General features: G+C 72.1%; 14 protein-coding genes. 7 read left to right on the top strand and 7 right to left on the bottom strand.

Annotation, left to right across the window (positions count from 1 at the left end):
* Positions 1–8: 8 nt before the first annotated feature.
* From pstA to pstS, 3 genes are read right to left on the bottom strand one after another with little or no spacing between them, the layout of a single operon-like run.
* The gene (gene pstA / locus AB1673_02165; GenBank protein MEW6152780.1) at positions 9–926 is read right to left on the bottom strand and encodes a phosphate ABC transporter permease PstA; all 918 of its coding nucleotides are present in this window, start codon (positions 924–926) and stop codon (positions 9–11) included.
* The gene (gene pstC / locus AB1673_02170; GenBank protein ID MEW6152781.1) at positions 923–1891 is read right to left on the bottom strand and encodes a phosphate ABC transporter permease subunit PstC; all 969 of its coding nucleotides are present in this window, start codon (positions 1889–1891) and stop codon (positions 923–925) included. The genes pstA and pstC overlap by 4 nt, the downstream gene beginning before the upstream one ends.
* On the bottom strand, positions 1888–2988 hold the full coding sequence (gene pstS / locus AB1673_02175; GenBank protein ID MEW6152782.1) for a phosphate ABC transporter substrate-binding protein PstS: 1101 nt from the start codon (positions 2986–2988) through the stop codon (positions 1888–1890). The genes pstC and pstS overlap by 4 nt, the downstream gene beginning before the upstream one ends.
* Positions 2989–3185: 197 nt before the next feature.
* Between pstS and AB1673_02180 the strand changes: the two genes are divergently transcribed.
* Positions 3186–4067, top strand: coding sequence for a glutamate formiminotransferase (locus tag AB1673_02180; protein ID MEW6152783.1), 882 nt, complete (start codon positions 3186–3188; stop codon positions 4065–4067).
* Here the strand turns inward: AB1673_02180 and AB1673_02185 are convergent.
* A complete protein-coding gene (locus tag AB1673_02185) occupies positions 3997–4290 on the bottom strand; it encodes a WhiB family transcriptional regulator (GenBank protein MEW6152784.1) in 294 nt (97 codons plus the stop codon). The genes AB1673_02180 and AB1673_02185 overlap by 71 nt on opposite strands.
* A 107-nt stretch (positions 4291–4397) precedes the next feature.
* Between AB1673_02185 and AB1673_02190 the strand changes: the two genes are divergently transcribed.
* The gene (locus tag AB1673_02190) at positions 4398–4898 is read left to right on the top strand and encodes an O-acetyl-ADP-ribose deacetylase (GenBank protein MEW6152785.1); all 501 of its coding nucleotides are present in this window, start codon (positions 4398–4400) and stop codon (positions 4896–4898) included.
* Here AB1673_02190 and AB1673_02195 read toward each other — a convergent pair.
* Together AB1673_02195 and AB1673_02200 are read right to left on the bottom strand one after the other, a co-directional pair.
* On the bottom strand, positions 4893–6896 hold the full coding sequence (locus AB1673_02195; GenBank protein ID MEW6152786.1) for a VWA domain-containing protein: 2004 nt from the start codon (positions 6894–6896) through the stop codon (positions 4893–4895). The two genes, AB1673_02190 and AB1673_02195, sit on opposite strands and share 6 nt — an antisense overlap.
* A gap of 9 nt (positions 6897–6905) precedes the next feature.
* Positions 6906–8306, bottom strand: a complete 1401-nt coding sequence (locus AB1673_02200; protein ID MEW6152787.1) for a sigma 54-interacting transcriptional regulator — start codon at positions 8304–8306, stop codon at positions 6906–6908.
* A 56-nt stretch (positions 8307–8362) separates the two neighbouring features.
* On the opposite strand from AB1673_02200, the gene AB1673_02205 reads away from it, so the two are divergent.
* From AB1673_02205 to AB1673_02225, 5 genes are all read left to right on the top strand, one after another.
* Entirely contained in the window at positions 8363–9127 is a 765-nt protein-coding gene (locus tag AB1673_02205) for a hypothetical protein (GenBank protein ID MEW6152788.1), read from the top strand.
* Positions 9128–9171: 44 nt separating this feature from the next.
* Positions 9172–9621: a transcriptional repressor gene (locus AB1673_02210; protein ID MEW6152789.1), complete on the top strand. Its 450-nt coding sequence runs from the start codon at positions 9172–9174 to the stop codon at positions 9619–9621.
* A gap of 16 nt (positions 9622–9637) precedes the next feature.
* Positions 9638–11395 (top strand): succinate dehydrogenase flavoprotein subunit, encoded by a 1758-nt coding sequence (sdhA, locus tag AB1673_02215; protein ID MEW6152790.1) that lies wholly within the window; start codon positions 9638–9640, stop codon positions 11393–11395.
* 5 nt (positions 11396–11400) lie between these two features.
* Positions 11401–12108: a succinate dehydrogenase iron-sulfur subunit gene (locus tag AB1673_02220; protein ID MEW6152791.1), complete on the top strand. Its 708-nt coding sequence runs from the start codon at positions 11401–11403 to the stop codon at positions 12106–12108.
* A gap of 97 nt (positions 12109–12205) precedes the next feature.
* Positions 12206–13237 (top strand): hypothetical protein, encoded by a 1032-nt coding sequence (locus AB1673_02225; protein ID MEW6152792.1) that lies wholly within the window; start codon positions 12206–12208, stop codon positions 13235–13237.
* On the opposite strand, the gene AB1673_02230 is transcribed toward AB1673_02225, so the two are convergent.
* Positions 13227–13961 (bottom strand): hypothetical protein, encoded by a 735-nt coding sequence (locus AB1673_02230; GenBank protein MEW6152793.1) that lies wholly within the window; start codon positions 13959–13961, stop codon positions 13227–13229. The two genes, AB1673_02225 and AB1673_02230, sit on opposite strands and share 11 nt — an antisense overlap.
* Between the last annotated feature and the right edge of the window lie 3 nt (positions 13962–13964).

The raw sequence follows: 13964 nt of genomic DNA on the forward strand, positions 1-13964 counted from the left end.
CGTAGGTGTCATCGCTTCGTCGAGAACCTCGACGAGATGAGCCGCCCGAGGACCGTCAACACCAGGACCAGCACGATCAGGGTGAGGGCCGCGCCCCAGGCCCGGTCCTGGGCGGGCAGGAACGGCTGCTGGGCGTTGGCGAAGATCTGGGTCGACAGCGCGGTGTTGACACCCTCGAAGAGGCTGAGATTGAGGGTCCTGGCCGCCCCGATGGTGAACAGCAGAGGCGCCGTCTCCCCAGCGGCCCGGGCGATGGCCAGCAGCGCGCCGCTGGTGATCCCGGGCAGGGCCGCGGGCAGCACGACCGTCAGGATCGTGCGCGAACGGGTGGCCCCCAGCGCCGCGCTCCCCTCCCGAAGATCGTTGGGCACGAGCTTGAGCATGGCCTCGGTGGAGCGGATGACGATGGGCAGCATCAGGGCGCCCAGGGCCATGGCCCCGGCGAAGCCCGACTGACCGAAGGTGATGACCCACACCGTGTAGATGAACAGGCCCATGACGATGGACGGGACCCCGGCCATCACATCGCTGAGGAAGCGGACAGCCGCAGCGAACCGCGACCCCTTGCCGTACTCGTTGACATAGACGGCCGCGAAGACCCCCAGGGGTATCGCCATGGCGGCCGCGCCGAGGGTGATCAGGAGCGTCCCCACGATCGCCGGGCCCATTCCCGGGCCCGGCCGGCGAGAGCTGACGGGGATGTCCCTGGTCAAGAACGGGACGTCGACGATCGCCCCGCCTTTGCGGATGACGTACATCAGCACGAGCCCCAGGGGCACGGCGGCGATGACCACCGCCCCGCAGATCAGCAAGGTCGCCAGCCGGTTGCGGTAGCGCCGACCGGCCGAAAGGGTCGATACGAGCCTCGCCCCGAGCCCAGGGGCCAGAGGTGCCCCGGGTGCGGGCCGGGTGCCGGTGGCGGTCATCGCAGGCCTGCCAGACGGGCCTCCTGGCGGGCCACGATGGCTCGGGCGATCAGGTTGACGACGATGGTCATGAGGAACAGCAGCACCCCCAGACCGATGAGCGCCGAGCGGTGTAGACCGCCGGCCTCCCCGAACTGGTTGGCGATGACGGCCGCCATGGCGTCGCCGCTGCCGAAGATCCGGGCCGTGAGCTGGGGGCTCGACCCGATGACCAGGGCGGCCGCGATCGTCTCCCCCATGGCCCGGCCCAGGCCCAGCATGACGCCCCCGATGACCCCGTCGCGGCTGTGGGGGAACACCGCCCCTCGGATCATCTCCCACCGCGTCGACCCCAGGGCCCAGGCCGCCTCCTTGAGGCTGCGGGGGACGGTGTCGAACACCTCGCGGCTGATCGAGGTGACGATCGGGGTGATCATCAGGGCGAGGATCATCCCGGCCGTGAACAGGCTCTTGCCGTTGACCGGCCCCGAGAAGATCCCGCCCACCAGTGGTACGGGGGCCAGCACCCGGGAGACGTCGTCGTAGAAGCTCACGATGACCGGGGCCACCACCAGCAGGCCCCACAGACCGAACACCACCGAGGGGATGGCGGCCAGCAGGTCGATCAGGTAGACGACGGGCTGGCGCAGCCACCGGGGGGCGATCACCGACACGAACAGGGCGATCCCGATGCTGACAGGCACGGCCAGGGCCAGCGCGATGAGCGAGATGAGCATGGTCCCGCTGATGAAGGCCAGGGCCCCGTAGATGTCCTGAGAGGGGGCCCAGCGGGAGGAGGTCACGAAGCTGACCCCCTCCGCGCTCAGGGCCGGCCAGGCCCGGTTCGTCATCGTGAAGGCGATGAGTGCCAGCACCACGAAGACGGCCGCCCCGCTCAGCCAGCTCCCGAGGTGGAACGCCCGGTCCGCCAGGCGCCGGCGGTTGCCGAGGAGGCTGGCCCGGGGCGGGAGCCGAGTGGCCGTCATGGGGCCGGGACGACGATCTCGTTCACTTTCTGCAGTGCCTTCTGCTGGAGGCTCACGGGCAGGCGAGCGTAGTCAACGTCCTCGGCCAGCTCCTGGCCCTCGGTCAGCATGAAGGTCAGGAAGCCCTTGAGGGCCTCGCCCTTGGCCCGGTCGGTCTGGTTCTTGTAGACGAGGACCCACGTCGGGGCTGAGATCGGGTAGGAGGTGGCCCCGTCGGCGTTCAGCGGGTTGTACGTGAGGTCGGCATTGACCGGCACCCCGTCGAGGGCCGCCGAGGTCGCAGCCAGGGTCGGTGTCACCGGCTGGCCCGCCTTGTTTATGACCGAGGCGAACTTGAGCCCGCTGGCCTTGGCGTCGGCCAGGTCGACGTAACCGATGGCGCCGTTGGTGGACTGCACGATCTGGGCCACGCCGGTGTTGCCGTTGCCCGCCTGGGTGTCCGTGGGCCACTCGACGGTGGAGCCCGAGCCCCTGGTCCAGACGTTGGGCGCGGCGGCCGCCAGGTACTTGGTGAAGTTCTCGGTGGTACCGGAGCCGTCGGAGCGGTGGGCTACCACGATGGGGGTCGAAGGCAGCGACACACCCGCGTTGGTGGCCGCGATGGCGGGGTCGTTCCACACGGTGACTTGACGCTGGAAGATCCTGGCGATCGTGTCGGCGTTGAGGGACAAGCGGTCGACCCCGCTCAGGTTGTAGGAGACGGTGATGGGGGCCACGACAGTGGGGAAGTACAAGAACTCACCTTTGTACTTGGGGACGTCGTCCGCCCTCACCAGGCCGTCGCTGCCTGCGAAGTCGACGACACCGTCCTGCAGGTTCTGGCGCCCGGTGCCCGATCCGCCGCCCGCGTAGTTGACGGTGACCGCCGGCTGGGCGTCCTTGAAGGCCAGGATCACCTCCTCGTAGAAGGCCCGCGGGAAGGTGGCACCCGAGCCGTTGAGGGTGGCCGCCGCCAGCTGCACCTGAGATGGCCCGCCCCCGCCCGTGCCGCCCGAGCCCGCGTCGCCACCGCCGCTGTCGCCGCAGGCCGCCGCGACCAGCCCCAGGCAGACGATGAGCGCCGGGGCCGCCAACCAACCATGTAACCGTCGCTTCACTTGTGCCACCTCTCCGAGGGCCAAGGGGCCCGATCGCGCCGGGACATCCGATCGCTCCCCAAGGTAGGGACCGCCCGTGAACGACCCCGGTACGTCAGGTGAACGCCGGTTGAACGGCGGGCGAACGGTTCGGGCGCCGGCGTGGGGCCCGGGGCCGGCGTGGGGCCCGGGGCCGACGTGGTGCAGGCTTGATGGCCATGGCCAGAGCCCCCGCGCTGCTCGAGTGCGTGATCAACGTGAGCGAGGGTGCCGACGGCGCCGTCATCGACGCTTTGGTGGCCGCCGCCCAGCCCTGCCTGCTCGACGTGCACAGCGACCCCCACCACCACCGCTCGGTGCTGACCCTGGGCGGGCCAGGGCCGGAGGTCGAGGAGGCGGCCCGGGCGGTCACGACTGCGGCCGTGGGGCTCATCGACCTGGGCCTCCACGTCGGCGCCCACCCTCGGCTGGGCTCGGTCGACGTCGTGCCGTTCGTGCCCCTGGCCGGGGCAACATTGGCCGACGCCGTCGCCGCCCGGGACCGGTTCGCGGCCTGGGCCGGCCGCAAGCTGGGGGTCCCGTGCTTCGTCTACGGGCCCGAAAGAGGCCTCCCCGAGGTGAGGAGGCTGGCCTGGTCGGCAATCACGCCGTCGGCCGGGCCGGCCGTGGCCCATCCCCGGGCGGGGGCCATCTGCGTGGGGGCACGGCCCGTACTGGTGGCCTACAACCTCTGGCTGGCCCCGTCTGCAACCCTGGCCACTGCCCGGTCGATCGCCGCCGACCTGCGGTCACCGACGGTTAGGTCCCTGGGCCTCGACCTCGGGGGCCGGGCCCAGGTGTCCTGCAACCTCGTCGAGCCGGCGTCGACCGGCCCGGGCGACGTGTACGACTTCGTGGCCGCCCGAGCCCCGGTGGAGCGGGCCGAACTGGTCGGGTTGGTCCCCGCGTCAGTGCTCGAGGCCGTGCCCCCGGCCCGCTGGGCCGAGCTCGACCTCGACGCCGACCGGACGATCGAGCACCGCCTGGCCGTCAGGCCGAGGCGGCCGGGCGCCGGGTCAGGGAACGCTGGCGGCGCAGGCGGCGCCGCTCCCGTTCGCTGAGCCCGCCCCAGATGCCGAACTTCTCCCCGTTGACGAGGGCGTACTCCAAGCAGTCCTGCTGCACCACGCAAGCCCGGCACACCGCCTTGGCCTCGCGCGTCGACATGCCCCGCTCCGGGAAGAACAGGTCTGGATCGACTCCGAGGCAGTTGGCCTGAACTTGCCAGCTCCGGTCACCGACGTCGAAACGGTGGCCCCGCCGCCCGCTCGCTGCTACCTCCATCGGTGGGCCTCCCCTCATGTGATTGGCACCGATGTAATTACAACTGTGTGAGATCATTGCCCCGCAGGGGCCCCGCGCGCAACCCGTAAGTCGGAAAATGGCCACTTATGCGTCTCGAAGCAGCCCGAACTGACATAACCCGAGAAGCGGTCGACGCCGTCGTGAACGCCGCCAACGAGGCCCTGGCCGGCGGTGGCGGGGTCGACGGGGCCATCCACCGGGCCGCCGGGTGGGTGGAGATGGCCGAGGCCTGCCGCCGGCTGGGGGGCTGTGCCACGGGCGACGCCAAGCCCACCCCCGGCTTCGCGCTGGCCGCCCGCTGGGTCATCCACACCGTCGGCCCCGTCTACCGGGGTGGGCACGAGGGCGAGGCCGAGCTACTGGCGTCCTGCTACCGCCGCTGCCTGGAGGTGGCCGACGAGCTGGGTGCCCGGTCGGTGGCCTTCCCGGCCATCTCGACGGGCGTCTACGGATACCCGGCCGACGAGGCGGCCACCATCGCCGTCCTCACCCTGGCGGCCACGCCCACCGAGGTCGAGCTCGTCCGCCTGGTCGCCTTCGACGAACGCACGCTCTCGCTCTACGAGGCTCGGCTGGGCACCCTATGAGGCCGGGCGGCGCCTGAGCGTCGGGCGGTTGTCGAGGAAGTCGAGCAGAACGTAGCTGCCGAGGCTGCCCGGTGTGGTCACGAACACCCGGCCCCGGTTCACAGCCGCCACCTGGCGGACGAACGCCTCCAGCCGCTCGGTGGCGTCGAGCAGGAAGGTGTTGATGCGGATCCCCTCGGCCGTGCAGCGCAGGACCTCAGCCATGGTCGCCTCCAGGGTCTGGCGCGCCGGCGGGTAGTGGAAGAAGACGTCGCCCCCGGGCCTGGTGTGGGCCGTCGGCTCGCCGTCGGTGACCAGCAGCACCTGGCGGGTACCGCCGCGGTGGGCCAGCATCCGGCGGGCCAGTTGGAGGGCGTGCTGGACATTCGTGCCGTACACGAAGTCCCACGACACCTCGGGCAGGTCCTGGGGGCGCAGCTCCCGGGCCACCTCGCTGAAGACCACCAGGCCCAGGTAGTCCTGGGGGAACCGGGACGAGATCAAGGCGTGCAGGGCCATAGCCGTCTTCTTGGCGGCCAGGAAGTTGTCGCCCATGGGCATCGACAGCGACAGGTCGAGCAGCAGGACCGTCGACGTGCGGGTCAGGGCCTCGGTGCGGGCCACCTCGAAGTCCTCGGGACGGAGGCCGACGGGCACACCCGGCCCGGCCCGGGCCACGGCGTTGCGCACGGTGCGCTCGATGTCGAGCTCGAAGCGGTCGCCGTACTCGTAGGGCTTGGTCTCGTAGGTGGCCTCGTGGCCCGCGCCCGCCCGGTCGACGGCGTGGCCCCCGAAGCGGTCGGGCGCCAGGCCGGCGAAGAGGTCGGCCAGGGCCTTCTGGCCCAGCCTCCGCATCCCGTGGGGGGTGAGCTCGGAGCGCCCCTCCTTGCGGGCCACCAGTCCGGCTTCCTCCAGTGCCCGCCCCAGGGCGGCCAGGCGGTCGAGGTCGGCGGCCGCGTCCGCGCCCAGCAGCGCGCGGGCGGCGTCGAGGTCGACCTCGGAGAGCTGGGCGGGGGTGGCCGCGTTGACCAGGAGGTTCTCGAGTTGGTCGAGCCGGCTCAGCTCGCCCATGAGCGCGGCCGCCTCGGTCATCGACAGGGGGTCGTCGCCCTCGAAGCCATATCCCTGGCCCCACCCCATCTGCGGGAAGGCGGCCTGGAGGTTGCGGCCCAACTGGTCTACCTGCCAGCGCAGGTCGACGTCGTCGAGGAGCTGGTCGGAGAGGGCCTGGAGCTGGGCCCGCTGCTCGGGTGACATCGAGCCGAGGAGCGACTGCATGGCCGCCATCTGGCGGGCCATCTGCTCCAGCAGCTCGTCGAGGGAACGGGGGTGCCCGGGGAAGAAGTCGCCGTAGCGGTCCATGAACGCCTCGAAGTCGGGCTCCTCACCCCGGGCCCGCTGGTCGAGCATGCGGTTGAGGGCGGCCAGCATGTCCTTGAAACGGGCCATGTCCTCGGCCGACATGGCCTGCATGGCCCCGGCCATCTCGTTGAACCGGCTAGCCAGCAGCTGCCGTCGCAGGCGGTCGAGGAGCCGCTCGAAGCGGGCCTCGGCGGGCGCCGACGTGAACTGGTAGCGCCTGAGGGCGTCCACCTGGCCGGCCAGGTCGGCGGGCAGCAGGTCGAGCTCCAGGCGGCGCTCGGCCGCGGCCGCCTCCCCGTTCTCGCGCCGGCGGCTGTCACCCGAGGCCCGGGCTTGGCGTTCGGCGTCATCGACCGCCAGCCGCTCCTCGTCGACGATGTCCCGCAGCTCACGGGCGATCTCTTCGTAGACGCCGCCCAGGTCGTAGCGCTCGAGGGTGCTCCGGCGGCGCTCGCGCAGCCGTTCGAGCAGGTCCCGCAGGCCCTGGACGTGGCGCCCGTCGTGCTCGAACCCGCCCTGGAGCAGGCGGCGCAGGGCGGCGTTCACGTCGCCGTGGTAGAGCAAGTCGTCGGCCACCGCGTCCAGCACGTCCTGGCCGGCGAGCGCGGGCACGGCCTGGGTGCCGTCCCAGCGCGAGTAGCGGTGCCGGCCGCCCATCTACAGCCCCTAGCCCCGGCCCCGGTAGGTCGCCCGCCCGGCCACCGCGTCCTTGTTCAGCCGGCGGCTGAGGTGGAGGCCCTCGAGCACCAGCTCAACGGCCGAGGCCACCGCACCCGGGCTCTCGCCCTCCACCAGACCCGCGACGGCCCCCCGGAGCTGAGGGAAGCGGGCCAGGACCTTCTGGTACTCGGGCGAGGCCACGTCCTCTCCCACCTCGACCGTGGCGCCGCCCTCGAAGTCCGACGTGACAGTTCCGAGCCCGACCACCCGCTGGCGGAAGACGGCGTGCACCGCCGAGCTGACCAGCTTGGCGATCACGTCGTCGGCCTCGGTCCCGTCGAAGGTCTCGATCTCCAGCTTGCCGGCCGTGGACGCCACCACTGCCCCAAGGTCGCTGACCCGGGGCACGGCCACGGCCTCGCCCAGCCGCAGCGCCCGGCGCACGGCGTTGGCCACCATCGTCTCGAAGTTGGCCACCGACAGGCGCACCGAGACCCCCGAACGCTGGTTGACGTTGGGGTGGCGCCTGGCCTGCTGGCTGATCGTGGCCACGATCTCGGCCATGAAGCCGGGCACCTCGACCCGAGGGCCGCCCCCGCCCGTGGCCGGTGCCCGCCACTCCTGGTGGACGACGGCCAGTTCGGTGGCCGAGTCGGGCGGGTAGTGGGTGCGGACCTGGCTGCCGAAGCGGTCCTTGAGAGGCGTGATGATGCGGCCCCGGTTGGTGTAGTCCTCGGGGTTGGCCGACGCCACCAGCAGGACGTCGAGGGGCAGGCGCACCTTGTAGCCCCGCACCTGGACATCGCGCTCCTCCAGCACGTTGAGCAGGCCCACCTGGATGCGCTCGCTCAGGTCGGGTAGCTCGTTGATGGCGAAGATCCCCCGGTTGGTACGGGGCACCAGGCCGTAGTGGAGGGTGAGCTCGTCGGACAGGTAGCGGCCCTCGGCCACCCGGATGGGGTCGACCTCGCCGATCAGATCGGCGATGGACGTGTCGGGGGTGGCCAGCTTCTCGCCGAACCGCTGCTGGCGCCCGACCCACTCGACGGGGGCCTCGTCGCCCAGTTCGGCCACGACGTCGCGGGCGTAGCGCGACACCGGGTGATAGGGGTCGTCGTTGATCTCCGAGCCGGCGACCACCGGCACCTCCTCGTCGAGCAGCTCGACCAGGGCGCGGATGATGCGGGTCTTGGCCTGGCCCCGCTCGCCCAGCAGGATCACGTCGTGGCCCGCCAGCAGGGCGTTCTCCAACTGGGGCAGCACGGTGTCGTCGAAGCCGAGCACGCCGCTGACCAGGGGCTCACGGGCGGCCACCCGGCGGGCGACGTTGCGCCGCACCTCCTCTTTGACGGGCACCGACTGCCAGCCCGAGCGCCGCAGCTCGCCGAGGGTCGTGGGGCGCGACATGGCGATCACCGTACCGGCCGCCTCCTGGTTGTGGTCCCCGCCTACTGTGGCGGGCCGTGGAAAGGGCCCTCGCCTACGTGATCGGCGTGATCCTGCTGTGTGACCTCGCGGTGGTCGGCGTCCACCTGCTCGACGAACGCACCTCGCTGGTCAGCGGCGTGCCGGCCGTCGAGCGCCGGGGCCCGGACGAGGTCGAGGTCGTGCCCGGCGAGGGCCAGGCGTTCGTACGGGGCACGGCCGAGCGGGTGGTCGCCGAGCAGGCCCAGGTCCAAGCCCTCAAGACGCCCCTTACCATCACCGCCGTCGAACGGGGCGAGGGCCGCCTGGAGATCGAGCAGGCGATCGTGGGGGGCCGCCGGGTGACGATCTCGTGGGACGGGGGCACTCCCCTGCCCCTGTCCGGCGGGGGCGAACTGGTGCTGGGGGCCACCTACGTCGAGGTCGGGCCCGAGGGGGTCATGTACCGCCTCGACGGCGCCCCCCGGCGGTTCACCGCCGGCACCTACACCGCGGGCGCGGCCGTGGGGGTCGGGGAGGCAGGCATCGCCGCCCCCCGCGACAGCGTGCGCTTCACGGCCGACGACCAGACCGTGCTGGTGTCCCGGGGAGGCGTGGTCGTACGTCGCGACCCGGCACCCCTCGACCTGCTCGGGCCGGGAGCCGTCCTGGTCGAGGGCTCGCTCGACGTCCAGTGGCCCGACCGGCGCCAGGAGGTGACCAGAGTGACGTTCGACGGGGGCCCGTACCGCGTGACCGTGACACCAGGCGGTGGGCGTACGAGCATCGACGCCATCTTCCAGGGCCGGCTCGACATCGCCTGAGGCCCGGCCCGGCACTCGCCCCGGCCCCGGTAGGCTGGCTCGCCGTGCCGTCCGACCTCCAGACCACCGAGCTGCATGACACCGCCACCACTCGCCTGCGCACTGTCCACCAGCGCTACACGCCCGGGCGCCAGGCCCTCGTCGACGTGCTGGCCGCGGCCGGGCGGCCGCTGTCGATACCCGAGATCCTGGCCACCGGCTCGTCGGTGCCCCAGAGCTCGGTGTACCGCAACCTCACGGTGCTGGAGCAGGCCGGGGTGGTGCGCAAAGTCCAAGGTGGTGACGAGTTCTCCCGGTTCGAGCTGGCCGAGGAGCTGACCAGCCATCACCACCACCTCGTGTGCCAGTCGTGCGGGTCGGTCGACGACTACACCGTGCCCCCCCGCTTCGAGCGCACCATGGCCAAGGCCATCGACGAAGTGGCGGCCCGGACCGGCTTCCGTACCGACTTCCACCGCCTCGACCTCGTAGGCACCTGCTCACGCTGCGCCTGAGCGGGAGGACCTGGCTGTGAGCGGAGGGCCCCCCACAGTCCACCACCACAGCTACGACGCCGTCATCGTCGGCGCCGGAGGCGCGGGCCTGCGGGCCGCCATCGAGTGCGCCGGGCGCTGCCGCACGGCCGTGATCACCAAGCTCTACCCCACTCGCTCGCACACCGGCGCGGCCCAGGGCGGCATGTGCGCGGCCCTGGCCAACGTCGAGGAGGACTCCTGGGAGTGGCACGCCTTCGACACGGTGAAGGGCGGTGACTACCTCGTCGACCAGCCGGCGGCCGAGATCATGTGCCGCGAGGCGGTCGACGCCGTGATCGAACTGGAGCACTTCGGCCTGCCCTTCAACCGCACGGCCGACGGGCGCATCGACCAGCGCCGCTTCGGAGGCCACACCCGCAACCACGGCGAGGCGCCCGTGCGCCGGGCCTGCTACGCGGCCGACCGTACGGGCCACATGATCCTGCAGACCCTCTACCAGCAGTGCCTGGCCCGGGGCGTCGACTTCCACGACGAGCTCCAGGTGCTCGACCTGGCCTTCGGGAGCGGCGGTGAAGTGGCCGCGGTGGTGGCCTACGAGCAGGCCACCGGCGACCTGCACGTGTTCGCCACCCGGGGGGTACTTTTCGCCACCGGCGGGTTCGGGAAGATGTTCAAGGTCTCGTCCAACGCCCACACCCTGACGGGCGACGGCCCCGCCCTGCTCCTGCGCCACGGCCTGCCCTTGGAGGACATGGAGTTCTTCCAGTTCCACCCCACCGGGATCCACAAGCTCGGCATCCTCCTGTCGGAGGCGGCCCGGGGCGAGGGCGGCATCCTGCGTAACGCCGAAGGCGAGCGGTTCATGGAGCGCTACGCCCCCACCGTGAAAGACCTGGCGCCGCGCGACATGGTCAGCCGGGCCATGCTCACCGAGGTCCGCCAGGGCCGGGGGTGTGGCGAGGACAAGGACTACCTCCACCTCGACCTCACCCACCTGCCGCCCGAGCAGATCGACGCCAAGCTGCCCGACATAGCCGAGTTCGTCCGCACTTACCAGGGCCTCGAACCGAAGACCGACCTCGTGCCCATCCAGCCGACGGCCCACTACGCCATGGGCGGGATCCCCACCAACGTCCACGCCGAGGTCGTGCGGGACGCGGCCGGAACCGTCGTCCCCGGCCTGTTCGCAGCCGGGGAGTGCGCGTGCGTGTCGGTGCACGGGGCCAACCGCCTGGGCACCAACTCCTTGCTCGACATCGTCGTGTTCGGCCGGCGAGGGGGAGCCCGGATGGCCGAGTTCGTGGCCGGCGCGGCCCAGCCGGAGGTACCCGACGACACCGCCGGACCGGTGGCGGCCACCATCGAGCGCCTCAAGGCGTCGAGCGGCCCCGAGAAGGTGGCCGACGTGCGCTCCGCCCTCCAGGCCGAGATGACCGACAAGGCCTCGGTGTTCCGCACCGGGGAGTCGCTGACGGCCGCCCTGGCGACTATCGAAGGCCTGCGCCACCGCTACCGCGACGTAGCCATCGACGACAAGGGCGACCGCTACAACTACGACCTCACCGAAGCCCTCGAGCTGGGCTTCCTGCTCGACCTGGCCGAGACCGTGGTGGTGGCTGCCCTGGCCCGCACCGAGAGCCGGGGGGCCCACTTCCGCGACGACCACCCCAACCGCGACGACGCCCACTGGATGCGCCACTCGCTCGTCTCGAGGGGCCCGGACGGCCGCCTGTCCCTCGCTTACCGGCCTGTCGAAGGCGGCCAGTACCAGCCGATGGAACGGAAGTACTGAGCCCCGTGAAGGTCGCGGTCAACCTGCGCGTCCTGCGCTTCGACCCCGAGGTGGACAAGGCCCCCCATTGGGAGTCCTACGCGCTGGAGATGGACGACGGTGACCGGGTGCTCGACGCCCTCCACGAGGTGCGCTGGCACCACGACGGCACCTTGGCCTTCCGCCGGTCGTGTGCCCACGGGGTGTGCGGCTCCGACGCCATGGTGGTCAACGGCCGCAACCGGCTGGCCTGCATCCTGCTCATCCGCGACGTCGGGCCCGACATCACCGTCGAGCCCATGCGGGGCCTGCCCGTGGTCAAGGACCTGGTCGTCGACATGAGCACCTTCTTCGAGCAGTACCGCTCGGTGCAGCCCTGGCTCAAGGCCGACCCGCCACCCCCGGGGAGCCGCGAGCGCCTCCAGTCCCCCGAGGAACGGGCCCGGTTCGACGACACCACCAAGTGCATCCTGTGCGCGGCGTGCACGACGTCGTGCCCGGTGTTCTGGACCAACGAGCAGTTCGTGGGGCCGGCCGCCATCGTCAACGCCCACCGGTTCGTGTTCGACTCTCGCGACCAGGCCAAGAGCGAGCGCCTGGCCGGGCTCGGAGGCCGGGACGGGGCGTGGGGCTGCCGCACGGCGTTCAACTGCACCGAGGCCTGCCCCCGCCACATCAAGGTCACCCAGGCCATCGAGGAGGTCCGGCGGGAGACGCTGCGCGGCGGCGATTGAAAAAGGGGACTGGGCCGGCGGGGTCGAACCTGTTGGGCCAGGGAGGGGGCTGGGGCCCGGGGCAGTTCGGGCACGGGGAAACAGCCTGTAATCGAACGTGCTCATATCAATCGAAGAGGACCGCGACGCCCGCCGGGACGCGGTCTCGGTCCAGCGCCACCTGCCCCCGAGGCCGTCCCGGCCCGGGGTGCGGGCCCTGCCCACCGGCCACCTGCGCCTGTGGGCCGCGGCCACCGTCCTCACGCTGGTGGCCTCCACGGTGGCCATGTCGCGGATCGGGTTGCTGGGCTTCGCCCTCGGCCTGGGGCCGGGCCGGGTAGCGGCCGAGGCCGAGGCCGCCACCGTCGAGCTGCCGCCCAGCCTGCCCTTTGGCAAGGGCATGTGGATGTGGCAGCCCGACAAGTCCGACGGGGGCGACGTGGGGGCCATCGTGGCCCGGGCCCGGGAGGTGGGCCTGACCCACATCTACGTCCGCACCGGGTCGTCGTGGAACGGGTTCTACGCCGGCCCGTTCCTCGACCAGGTGCTCCCCGCGGCCCACGCGGCCGGTATCCGGGTCTACGGGTGGGACTTCCCGCGGCTCATCGACACCGGCGCCGACGTGGCCCGGGCGGCCGAGGCCATCAACTACCGCACGCCCGACGGCCACCGCATCGACGGCTTCTCGGCCGACATCGAGACCCGATCCGAGGGCACCCACATCAATGCGGCGGCGGCCACGGCCTACGGCGACGGCCTGCGGGAGGTGGCCGGGGAGGGCTACCCGCTGATCGCCACCGTGCCCCGCCCGTCGAACTGGACCAAGGCCATCTTCCCCTACGCCGAGGTCGTGGCCCGCTTCGACGCCATCGCCCCCATGGTCTACTGGCTCAACCGCCAGCCCGACACCGACGTGGCCGGGGCCATGGCCGACCTGGCCCAGTTCGGCAAGCCCATCTTCCCGGTGGGCCAGGCCTACGACGGTGCCCCCGAAGGCGGCCGCCCCGGCGTGCCTCCGCCCGACGAGCTCCAGCGGTTCATGCGCACGGCCCACGAGCACGGGGCCCAAGGCGTGTCGTTCTGGTCTTGGCAGGCGGCCGACCAGCGGGCCTGGGACACCATCCGCGACGCCCCCGAGTTCAGCCGCTGAGCTTCTCGAACCAGGCCAGACCGCCCCCCGGGGCCCGGCACAGGGCCCGCGCCAGCCGGGCCGTCCGCCCGCCCGGCCCGGGCACCAGGACGGGCGCCTGGTAGAGCGGCTCGGGCCACTCGACCATCCCCCGCCCGTCCAGCCGCACGAGCGCTTCACCTGGGCCGCCAGGACCAGAGCCTTGCCACCAGTCCCGCTCGCCCCACCGGTGGGCCCGCCGGCCCGTGCCGTCCACGGCTAGCCGCTCCCGGCCGACGAGGACCTCACCGTGGACGGCGCACGCCTGGCCGTAGGACCCGGGACCGTCCACCTCGGGCTCGGGCGCGTCGGGCTCCCAGCCCAGGTCGAACCCGAGCGGTAGCGGCAGGCCCCGCTCGTCGCCCACCGCGTCCTGCGGGTCGTCGAAGGCGACCGCGAAGGCCTCCAGGCCGACGCTCCAATGCTCGAACGGTTGCTCGCAGTACGCCTCGGCCCACAGCCCCGGGGCCCTGATCTCCAGGCCGGGAGGCCGGGGCGGGTCGACGTCGTGCTCGCGCACCAGCACGTAGGGCCGGCCCTGGCCCACCACCGCGGCCCACCACCACGCTCGCCCGTCGGCCGGCCGCACGGCCAGGCGGGCATAACCGGCCAGCAGGCCGTCGGCGGCCACGAAGTCGAACGACCACGACTCCTCCCAGTGGGGGCCGGGCCCGGGCGGGTGGGGGGCTTCGTCGATCGCGTCCAACAC

The sequence above is a fragment of the Actinomycetota bacterium genome, assembly GCA_040754375.1.
Taxonomy (GTDB): domain Bacteria; phylum Actinomycetota; class Acidimicrobiia; order Acidimicrobiales; family AC-14; genus JBFMCT01.